Source organism: Streptomyces sp. WELS2, assembly GCF_013870595.1.
GTDB lineage: Bacteria > Actinomycetota > Actinomycetes > Streptomycetales > Streptomycetaceae > Streptomyces.
In genome coordinates this window covers 1-7,757 of record NZ_JACBWZ010000256.1, presented here as the reverse complement: position 1 = coordinate 7,757, position 7,757 = coordinate 1, and the positions used below count along the sequence as shown (strand labels likewise).

Annotated in this window: 6 protein-coding genes and 1 pseudogene; all 7 read right to left on the bottom strand. The window is 69.8% G+C overall.

Translation table 11 applies throughout. The features are described 5' to 3' along the window. The coding region (locus H5J33_RS16810; protein ID WP_258565163.1) for a histidinol-phosphate transaminase at positions 1 to 1,186 on the bottom strand (1,186 nt) is incomplete at its 3' end. 96 nt (positions 1,187 to 1,282) lie between these two features. Further along, entirely contained in the window at positions 1,283 to 2,431 is a 1,149-nt protein-coding gene (locus tag H5J33_RS16805; RefSeq protein WP_181795720.1) for an aldose epimerase family protein, read from the bottom strand. Between the two features lie 25 nt (positions 2,432 to 2,456). Then, positions 2,457 to 3,698: a multiple monosaccharide ABC transporter permease gene (gene mmsB / locus H5J33_RS16800; RefSeq protein ID WP_181795719.1), complete on the bottom strand. Its 1,242-nt coding sequence runs from the start codon at positions 3,696 to 3,698 to the stop codon at positions 2,457 to 2,459. After that, positions 3,695 to 5,245: a multiple monosaccharide ABC transporter ATP-binding protein gene (gene mmsA, locus H5J33_RS16795; RefSeq protein ID WP_181795718.1), complete on the bottom strand. Its 1,551-nt coding sequence runs from the start codon at positions 5,243 to 5,245 to the stop codon at positions 3,695 to 3,697. Before mmsA ends, mmsB begins: the two co-directional genes overlap by 4 nt. 34 nt (positions 5,246 to 5,279) lie before the next feature. Beyond that, positions 5,280 to 6,389 carry a multiple monosaccharide ABC transporter substrate-binding protein gene (gene chvE / locus H5J33_RS16790; RefSeq protein ID WP_181795717.1) on the bottom strand — a complete coding sequence of 370 codons (1,110 nt, stop codon included), beginning with the start codon at positions 6,387 to 6,389 and terminating at the stop codon, positions 5,280 to 5,282. Positions 6,390 to 6,394: 5 nt separating this feature from the next. Continuing rightward, positions 6,395 to 7,396 (bottom strand): hypothetical protein, encoded by a 1,002-nt coding sequence (locus H5J33_RS16785; protein ID WP_181795716.1) that lies wholly within the window; start codon positions 7,394 to 7,396, stop codon positions 6,395 to 6,397. 114 nt (positions 7,397 to 7,510) lie between these two features. After that, positions 7,511 to 7,757 (bottom strand): annotated as a pseudogene (locus H5J33_RS16780) (dehydrogenase); the annotation flags it as partial.

Genomic DNA, 7,757 nt, shown 5'->3' with positions numbered 1-7,757 from the left:
CCTCGGCCATGGACCCCGCCCCGGCCCCGGCCGGCCGTAGCCCCGCCCCGCTCGTCTCCCCGATCAGGCGGTCCACCGTCGCCGTGCCCGAGGTGTAGCCGGAGCCGCCGGCGGGAGCGGAGTCGTAGAGCACCCGCTCCAGCGCCGGCACCAGGCGGTGTACGTCGGCCCGGGGGCGTACCGCGAGGCGCAGGAAGCGGCTGGAGGAGCCGATCTTGTCGCCGCATTCGCGGACCAGGAGCCGGTGTCCGGTGAGCAGCCGGTCCCGGACGGCCGTGCCCTCCGCGCCCACCGGCAGGCGGACGAAGAGGAAGTTGGCCTGGGAGGGGTAGACGGTGAGGCCGGGCAGGGCGGACAGCCGGGCGCTCATGTCCGCCCGGTCCTCGCGGAGCCGGTGCAGGCTACGGGTGTACGCGGGCTCGTGGTCGCGCAGCATGGACACCGTGTGCCCGGCGAGGGAGCCGAGGTTGCGCCGCGGCAGCGTGGAGCGGATCCTGCCCGCCAGCGCGGGGTTGGCGACGAGGCAGCCGAGGCGGACGCCGGGCAGACCGAGGTTCGCGCCGAGGTCGCGCAGGACGATCACGTTGGGGCGCAGCACGGCCTCCCGGGCGATGCTCGGCCCGGGCTCCGCGTCGGCGAAGTCCAGGAAGGTCTCGTCCACGATGACCAGGTCCAGGTCCGCCATGGCGTCCAGGAACCGCACCAGCCGCTCGCGCCGCACATGGCCGCCGTCGGGGTCGTTGGGGTTGCGGACCACGGCCGCCCGGCTGCCCCGGGCGCGCACGAAGCCGGCGTACCGGTCGAGGTCGAGGGCGAAGCCGTCCGCCTCCTGGAGCGGGAACATGTCGACCCGCTTGCCGGTCCGCATCGGCTGGTCGGTCCAGCGGCCGGACGTCGGCACCGGGACCGCCAGGGACTCCCGGACCAGCAACCGGTCGATCCAGGCGATCAGTTCGGGCGAGCCGTTGCCCACCGCCACGCACCGCGCAGGGAGCCGCAGCAGGGCGGACAGCCCGGCGGTGACGGTGTCGGTGTCATCCGGGCGGGATGTGACGATCTCGCGCAGCCGGGCCGCCAGTTCGTCGAACATGCCGGGCGTCGGGAAGTACGGGTTTCCCGGGACGCTGAAGTCCACCGGGCCGGCTCCGGCGCCGCCCCGGAACAGCGAAGTGACGTTGCCGGCCAAAAGGAAACCTCCGTATCCGAGCGCGGCCCGTGCGGACCGTTCCTGGATACGGAGGTGTCGGCTGGTGTGTTCAACCCACCTGCCCGGCGCTCGGCTTCACGCGCCGAAGCGGTGGATCGTCGTGGTCCGGTAGGTCTGGCCGGGGCGCAGTACCGTCGACGGGAACGCCGGGTGGTTCGGCGAGTCCGGGAAGTGCTGCGTCTCCAGGCACAGGGCGTCGCCCTGCCGGTAGGTGTGGCCGGAGGTGCCGGTGAGCGTGCCGTCGAGGAAGTTGCCGGAGTAGAACTGGAGCCCCGGCTGGTCCGTGGCGATCCTCAGGGTGCGGCCGGAGTGCGGGTCGCGCAGGGTCGCTATGTGCTCGGGGCGGGCCGTGATGCCCTTGTCCAGCACCCAGTTGTGGTCGTACCCCTTGGCCAGCACCAGCTGCTCGTTGCCCGTCCGCAGGTCCCGGCCGATGGGCTTGGCGTGCCGGAAGTCGAACGGGGTGCCCGCGACCTTGGCCAGCTCCCCGGTGGGGATGAGGCCGGCGTCGGTCGGGGCGAAGCGGGCGGCGGCGATGGACAGCTCGTGGTCCTCGATGCTTCCGCTGCCCTCGCCCGCCAGGTTCCAGTAGACGTGACTGGTGAGGTTGACGACGGTGGGCTTGTCGGTGGTGGCCTCGTAGTCGATGCGCCAGTCGCCGTGCCGGGTGAGGGTGTACGTCACCCGCGCGCGCAGCGTGCCCGGGTAGCCCATCTCGCCGTCGGCGCTGGTGTAGCGCAGCCGCAGGCCGACGTCCGTGCCCTCGGTGAACGGCTCGACGTCCCACACGCGCTTGTCGAAGCCCCGGGAGCCGCCGTGCAGGCTGTTGTCGCCGTCGTTCACGTCGAGCTGGTACCGCTTCCCGTCCAGGGTGAACCGGCCGGCGTCGATGCGGTTGCCGTAGCGGCCGATCAGCGCGCCGAAGTACGGGCTCTTGGCCGCGTAGTCGGCGAGGTTGTCGAAACCGGCGACCACGTTGGCGTACCGGCCGTGCCGGTCCGGGAGTTGCAGGGTCTGGACGACACCGCCGTAGGAGAGCACCTTCATCCGGGTGCCGCCGTTCTCCAGCGACCAGCGGTGGACCTTGGTGCCGTCGGCGAGCGTGCCGAAGAGTTCCTTCACCGGCTTCCTTCCCGGGGCCGCGTGGGCCGTGCCGCCGAGCGTGGTGGCGGCCAGGCCCGCGGCGGCTGCTCCCGCGATGACCGTGCGTCTGTTCAGTTCCATGGGTGCGGCTCTCGCTTTCTGGTGCTCACGAACCGGACTTGCGCTTGTTCCACACGTCGAACCCGACCGCCACCAGCAGGGCCAGGCCCTTGATGACCTGCTGCCAGTCGGTGCCGACGCTCAGGAGGTTCATGCCGTTGTTCAGCACGCCGAGGACCAGGCCGCCGATGATGGCGCCGAGGACGGTGCCGACACCGCCGCTCATGGACGCGCCGCCGATGAACGAGGAGGCGATGGCCTCGAGTTCGAAGTTGACGCCCGCCTTCGGCGAGGCCGCGTTCAGCCGGGCGGCGACCACCAGACCCGCCAGGGCCGCGAGCACGCCCATGTTCAGGAAGACGTAGAAGGTGACCTTCTTGTCCTTCACACCGGACAGCTTGGCCGCCGGCAGGTTGCCGCCGATGGCGTAGATGTGCCGGCCGAAGACCGCGTTGCGCATGATGTAGCCGTAGCCGACGACCAGCACGCCGAGGACGATCAGCACGATCGGGGTGCCCTTGTAGCTGGCGAGCAGCATGGTGACGACGAGGATCGCGGCGACCAGCGCGGTCAGCTTGAGCAGGAACAGCCGGGTCGGCAGGACGTCCAGGGAGAACTCCTGCTGGCGGCGGCGGTCCCGGAACTCCTGCCACACCACGGCCGCGATCAGCACGAGCCCGAGCAGCAGCGTGAGGTTGTGGTAGTTGGTGTTCGGGCCGACCTCGGGCAGGAAGCCGTTGCCGAGCTTCTGCAGGCCGTCGGGGAACGGGCCGAGGGTCTGGCCCTTGAGGAGGATCTCGGTCAGACCGCGGAAGAGGAGCATCCCGGCGAGGGTGACGATGAAGGACGGTATGCCGAGATAGGCGATCAGATAGCCCTGGATCGATCCCGCGGCGGCGCCTATGAGCAGGCACAGCACCAGTGCGACGGGCCAGGACATCCCGTGCTGCACGGTCAGCACGGCCGCGAAGGCGCCGACGAACGCGGTGAGCGAGCCGACCGACAGGTCGATGTGCCCGGCGATGATCACCAGCATCATGCCGATCGCGAGGATCAGGATGTAGCTGTTCTGGAGTACCAGGTTGGAGACGTTGCGCGGCAGCAGCAGGTCCCCGTCGGTCCAGATCGCGAAGAGGACCACGATCAGGCCGAGCGCGATCAGCATGCCGTACTGGCGCATGTTGCGGCGCAGTCCGGCCAGCATCACGCCGAGCAGTCCGCCGGCGGCCGGTCCGCTCCCGCCCGGCGGCGCGGGGGCCGGGCTCTTGGCGGTCACATCCGTGCTCATCGGGTTACCTCTTTGTCCTTGGTCATATGGCGCATCAGCACTTCCTGCGTGGCCTCGGCCCGCGGCACCTCACCGGTCAGCCGTCCGGCGGCCATCGTGTAGATGCGGTCGCACATGCCGAGCAGCTCGGGCAGCTCGGAGGAGATGAAGACGACCGCCTTGCCCTGGGCGGCGAGCTGGTCGATGACCGTGTAGATCTCGAACTTGGCGCCCACGTCGATGCCGCGGGTCGGTTCGTCGAGGATCAGCACGTCCGGACCGGCGAAGATCCACTTGCTGAGGACGACCTTCTGCTGGTTGCCGCCGGAGAGCTTGCCCACCGGCTCGAACACGGTGGGCGCCTTGATGTTCATGGACTTCCGGAAGCCCTCGGCGACCTGCCGTTCCTCGTGCTCGTCCACCACGCCCCGCTTGGCGACCTTGGCCAGCGCGGTCAGCGAGATGTTCCGGTTGATGGTGTCGATGAGGTTCAGGCCGTAGTGCTTGCGGTCCTCGGTGACGTACGCGATGCCGTGCCCGATCGCCTCCGGCACCGTCCTGGTACGGATCTCCCGGCCGTCCTTGAGGACCGTGCCGCCCGCGTACCGGCCGTAGGTCCGCCCGAAGACGCTCATCGCGAGTTCGGTGCGGCCCGCGCCCATCAGGCCCGCGATGCCGACGATCTCCCCGCGGCGCACGGTCAGCGACACGTCGTCCACGACCTTGCGCTGCTGGTCGATGGGGTGGAACACGGTCCAGCCGCGGATCTCCAGCGCCGGTGCGACACCCTGCTCCGGCCGGTGCGGGGTGCGCTCGGGGAAGCGGTGGTCGAGGTCGCGGCCGACCATGCCGGCGATGATCCGCTCCTCGGTGGTCTCCGGCGCCTTCACATCGAGTGTCTCGATGGAGCGGCCGTCCCGGATGATCGTCACCGAGTCGGCGACCTTGCGGATCTCGTTGAGCTTGTGGGAGATGATGATCGAGGTGATGCCCTGCTTCTTCAGCTCCAGGATCAGATCGAGGAGCTTGTCGCTGTCCTCGTCGTTCAGGGCCGCCGTCGGCTCGTCCAGGATCAGCAGCTTGACCTGCTTGGACAGCGCCTTGGCGATCTCCACCAGCTGCTGCTTGCCCACGCCGATGTCGGCGACCCGGGTCTCCGGGTGCTCGTCCAGGCCGACCCGGCGCAGCAGTTCGGTGGCGTGCCGCAGGGTCTCGCGCCAGTTGATGAGGCCGCGGGTGGCGTGCTCGTTGCCGAGGAAGAGGTTCTCCGCGATGGACAGGTGCGGCACCAGCGCCAGTTCCTGGTGGATGATGACGATGCCGTGCTGCTCGCTCGCCCGGATGTCGCGGAACTGGCAGATCTCCCCGTCGAAGAGGATGTCCCCCTCGTAGGTGCCGTACGGATGGACGCCGGAGAGCACCTTCATCAGGGTGGACTTGCCGGCGCCGTTCTCCCCGCAGATGGCGTGGACCTCGCCCCGCCGGACGGCCAGGGTGACGTCCGACAGCGCCTTGACACCGGGAAAGGTCTTGACGATCGAGCGCATTTCCAGGACGGGTCCCGCCATGGTCGTGCCTTTCACTCCGTAGGAAAAGGGCGGGTCACTTCAGCTGGGACTCGGTGTAGTAACCGCCGTCGACCAGCACCTTCTGGTAGTTGGACTTGTCGACACTGACCGGCTGCAGCAGGTAGGCCGGCACGACCTTGGCGCCGTTGTCGTACGTCTTGGTGTCGTTGACCTCGGGCTTCTTGCCCTTGAGGGAGTCGTCCACCATGGTGGCGGCGACCTCGGCGAGCTTGCGCAGGTCCTTGTAGACGGTCTGCGTCTGCTGCCCGGAGATGATCGACTTCACCGAGGCCAGCTCGGCGTCCTGGCCGGTGATGACCGGCAGCGGCTTGCTGCCCGAGCCGTAGCCGTCCGACTTCAGCGCGGACAGGATGCCGATGGAGATGCCGTCGTACGGCGAGAGGACCGCGTCGACCCGGCCGGACTTGTACGACGAGGTGAGGATGTCCTCCATGCGCTTCTGCGCGGTGGTGCCGTCCCAGCGCAGGGTGACGACCTGGTTGAGCCGGGTCTGCCCGGACTTGACGACCAGCTGCTTCTTGTCGATGTAGGGCTGGAGCACCTTCATCGCCCCGCCGAAGAAGTACTTGGTGTTGTTGTCGTCGTTGGAGCCGGCGAACAGCTCGATGTTGAACGGGCCCTTCGCGCCCTTGTCCAGCCCGAGCTTGTCCACGATGTACGTGCCCTGGAGCGTGCCGACCTTCTCGTTGTCGAACGAGGCGTAGTAGTCGACGTTCTTGGTGCCGAGGATCAGCCGGTCGTAGGAGACGACCGGGATGTTCGCGTCCGCGGCCTGCTGGAGCACGCTGTTCAGCGACTTGTTGTCGATCGCCGCGATGACCAGGCCCTTCACGCCCTGCGTGATGAGGTTCTCGATCTGCGAGACCTGGGTCTCCGGGTCGTCCTCGCCGTAGACCAGCTTGGTCTTGTAGCCCTTGGCCTCCAGGTCCTTGACGACGTTCTTGCCGTCGTTGATCCAGCGCTCGGAGGACTTGGTCGGCATGGCGATGCCGATGGTGGCGCCCTTGGTGTCGCCGGACTTCTCCTTGCTGCCGCCTTCGCTGTTCTGGCCGCAGGCGGTCAGGGTGAGCGCGAGCGTGGCGGCGCCGGCTATCGAGGCGAGGGCGGCTCTGCGGTTGCGCATGGGGATCAGTCCTTGTCGTTCTCGTCGTTGAGAGGGGTGGAAGCTTCGACGGGGAAGCGGTGGAGGGTCCCCGGCAGCCGGGAGCCGAGCGGCGCCATGTCGCCGTCCGCGCCGTGCCGGGCGAGCAGGTCCAGGGCGAGCCGGCCGCGCCGCACCCGCTCCCGGGCGGTCTCCAGGGTCACGTCCCGCAGGTGGCGGCCCCACGGATAGATGCCGGGCGCCTTGGACAGACCGAACTTCAGGTACAGCGGGGCGCCGCGCCGGATCAGCTCGGCGACCTCGTACATCCGGATGTAGCCGCCGAGGTCGTCCGGGGCCTCGATGTACATGTCCATCGGGGCGCCGGAGACGCGCCGGATCTCGGTGAGGTGGTCCAGCGTCAGATCGCTGGGCACGTTGACGGAGTCGGCGCCGAGCCGCTCGTACACGGCGTACGAGGCGGGGTTGACCGGGCCGATCAGCGCGGACACCTTCAGCGTGGTGTCGGCCGGGATGATGCCGGCGGTGCGGGCCCGGTGCAGGGTCCACAGCACGCCCTCGTCGGCGACGAGCAGGCACTTGACGCCCAGCTCGGTGGCCCGGACGGCGTCCTCCACACAGCCGGCGACCGCGTCGTGGCCCCGGGCCCGCAGTCCGGCGCCCCGGGAGTCGGAGCGCACCGAGCCGCCGATGTCCCAGGTGCCGCGCGGGCCGGTGAACAGGCACAGTTCGATGTCGCGTTCGGCGGTGGCCTCGACCATCTCGGTGATCTCGGCGTCGGTGAGCATCCACACGCCGCTGCCCTGGCTGATCCGGTGGATCGGCACGTCCAGGCGGGAGGCCTCCTTGAGGACGACCGCCAGCGCCTCGGGACCCTCGCACGAGGGGATCTCGGTGCGCCAGCGGCCGCCGCCCGGGAAGGTGTGGACGGAGGCGTCGGCGGGGTCGAGGGCGGGCGCGCCCAGACCGAGAGCGGCGAGCACCTGCTCGCCGGGCCTGCGGGCTGCCGGGGCGGAAGCGTCGGTCACAAGCTGTCCTTCGTGTTCGGTATATCGGACAAGGGTCGCGGCTCTGGGTAACGGGAGGAGCGTGGAGGTACGCCGGCCGGGGCGTGGTCAGGGCACCCCCCGGCCGGCGTACGGTCAGGGGCGGAGCAGCACCTTGCCCACGGCGGGATCGCCGGCCCCCACCAGCTCGATCGCCCGCGGGAAGTCGGTCAGCGGCACCTCGTGCGTGACCAGCGGCAGCGGGTCCAGCAGTCCGGCGCCGAACACCCGCACGGCGTGCGCCCAGGCGTCCGGCGGCGCCCCGAAGACGGTGTGCACCTCCAGCTGCCGTACGACCAGATCGGTCGGGTCCAGCCCGTCCGCGCCCGGCGCCGGGATCCCG

Bases quoted from the DNA above. Each gene is read 5' to 3' on its own strand.
- mmsB (WP_181795719.1), bottom strand. From the start codon at position 3,698: ATGAGCACGGATGTGACCGCCAAGAGCCCGGCCCCCGCGCCGCCGGGC.
- mmsA (WP_181795718.1), bottom strand. From the start codon at position 5,245: ATGGCGGGACCCGTCCTGGAAATGCGCTCGATCGTCAAGACCTTTCCC.
- chvE (WP_181795717.1), bottom strand. From the start codon at position 6,389: ATGCGCAACCGCAGAGCCGCCCTCGCCTCGATAGCCGGCGCCGCCACG.
- H5J33_RS16805 (WP_181795720.1), bottom strand. From the start codon at position 2,431: ATGGAACTGAACAGACGCACGGTCATCGCGGGAGCAGCCGCCGCGGGC.